Below are 2169 nucleotides of genomic sequence, written 5' to 3'. Positions count from 1 at the left end.
GGGAAGCGTCAATCCATGCCGAATAACGTCTCCCATGACATCGCCGTGGTCGGCGCCGGCATCATTGGCGTCGCCTGCGCCCTGCGTCTGGCGCGCCAGGGCCAGCGCGTGGTGGTCATCGACCAACAGGAACCCGGTCACGGTGCCTCGTTCGGCAATGCCGGGCATCTGGCCACCGAGCAGGTGTTTCCGATTGCCGATGTGTCGATCCTCAAACGCTTGCCGGCCATGTTGATGGACCCGATGGGGCCGCTGCGGCTGGACTGGAAATACCTGCCGCGTGCGCTGCCGTGGTTCACGCGACTGCTGCTGAATCTGCGCCCGGAGCCGTTTCGGCGAACCGTCGCTGGATTGCGCGCGCTCAATGAGTCCAGCCTCGATGCCTGGCAACGCTTGCTCACGGAGATCGAGCGCCCCGACCTGCTGAAAGTCGACGGTTCCTTGCTGGTGTTCGAACGAGGTGAATCACGCCAGTCCATCGAAGCGCTTCAGGCGCGCCTGCGTCAGCAGCAAGTGCCGGTGGATTTCTGGCACGCCGGCGCGATCCGGGACGCGGCGCCGCAGCTTAGCGAACAGATTCAGGGCGGTTTATTCTTCCCGCGCACCGGCCACTTTATCGATCCGTATCGGGTGGTGGGCGAACTGGTCGAAGCAGCGACAGCCTGCGGCGTGAGTTTCGTCAAACAACAGGTACAGGGCGGCGCTGTGCTGGAACACGGTGTATCGCTGGCCACCGCATCGGGTAGCCTGAGCGCGCGCCGCGTATTGATTGCCTGCGGTGCACACTCGGCGAAACTCACCGCCGCGTTGACAGGCAGGACAGTGCCACTGGACACCGAACGCGGCTACCACCTGATGCTGCCGACGGAGCACAATCGACTGCCCTTCGCGGTCACCTCGCTGGAACGCAAGTTCATCATGACGCCGATGTCCGAGGGCTTGCGGCTGGCCGGCACCGTCGAGTTCGCCGGCCTGGAACGCCCGCCGAGCATGGCCCGTGCGTGGCAGTTGCATCGCTTGAGTCAGGGCTTGTTTCGCAAGGATCTGAGCGCTGAAGCCGCCACGCCGTGGATGGGCTTTCGACCGTCGCTGCCGGATTCGCTGCCGGTAATTGACCAGGTCTGCGATGGCAAAGTGTTGCTTGCGTTCGGGCATCAGCATTTGGGGCTGACGCAGGCGGCGGTGACGGCGGAGATGGTCGTCGAGATGGCGTTATCGACAGCGCTGAATCAGGTGAATGATTTACCCGCCCTCTCGCCCTACAGGCTTGCGCGTTTCTGAATCAGCGAGAGGTACCGGCCAGCGATGAAATTTTCTGCCCTTGCCACTGGCAACGGCAGGAATCCGGGCTAGCTTAAACCGTACCTCTCCCCATTCTCCGTGGTCGGCAGCAGTCCGGAATAACGCTCTTCACAGCGTTGCAAGGATGAGAGTGTGTGCGCAAAACCCGCCAGTCAGCTCACTGGAGCGCAGCACCCATGGACGCCTTTGCTGGAACCACTGCTCCCTATCGCCCTCAGCCCTGCTGCCAACGTTTTGGGGTTCCCCCGCGATTTCCTGTGCCTGATTGAAACTCTCGACAATCACTATCAGCGAGCGTGAAAAATGAAAATCAACCTGCCCACCGTGGGGCCTATCGTCGGATTCACCGACCCCAATCAGACACGTTTGTTTCTGCGTGGCGAACTCGAGCGGGACGCGCACGGTCTGCGGCGCGCTTTCGGCGTTGTACGCTGGCGCAAGCTCGGCGGCCAGAAATGGTCGGATCCGCTCTTCAACAAACTGTCGCCGAACTTCGACATGACCGGTGTGTTCGCCATCTCCAGCCTGACCCCGTCGACCGTTTACGAGTATCAGGCGGGCTGGTTTTTTGCCGACGCCGAACTGGAAAAAATTGAACAGATCAATGCAAGCCTGCTGGAGTGGCCGACACCGGACGCTGACTTCACCATGTCATTCAAAACCAGCACCACCAGCACCACGGGGTCGCGAAGCTATGTGGTCGGCTCGTGTCGCTACCTGCTGCGCCTGTTTGGCGGTCTCTGGTATGACGACCGGGGCGACAAGGTCTTTCGCTCTGTACTCGAACAGATTGACAAGAAAAAACCCGTCGACGCGCTGCTGATGATTGGCGACCAGATCTACGCCGATGACCTCAACTTCGTTGCC

1 protein-coding gene and 1 pseudogene are annotated in these 2169 nt (G+C 61.3%); both read left to right on the top strand.

From position 1 onward, the window contains the following. Positions 1-15: 15 nt before the first annotated feature. A complete protein-coding gene (locus DBR24_RS11365) occupies positions 16-1281 on the top strand; it encodes an FAD-binding oxidoreductase (RefSeq protein ID WP_128614787.1) in 1266 nt (421 codons plus the stop codon). 324 nt (positions 1282-1605) lie between these two features. After that, positions 1606-2169 (top strand): annotated as a pseudogene (locus DBR24_RS11360) (alkaline phosphatase family protein); the annotation flags it as partial.

It is taken from the genome of Pseudomonas sp. HMWF006, from assembly GCF_003061205.1.
Classification (GTDB): Bacteria; Pseudomonadota; Gammaproteobacteria; order Pseudomonadales; family Pseudomonadaceae; genus Aquipseudomonas; species Aquipseudomonas monsensis.
Note: the sequence above shows the minus strand (reverse complement) of the source record. Positions and strands in the feature narration are given on the sequence as shown.

What these genes read in the sequence shown, in the direction of transcription:
- DBR24_RS11365 (WP_128614787.1), top strand. Translation starts at nt 16, where the DNA reads ATGCCGAATAACGTCTCCCATGACATCGCCGTGGTCGGCGCCGGCATC.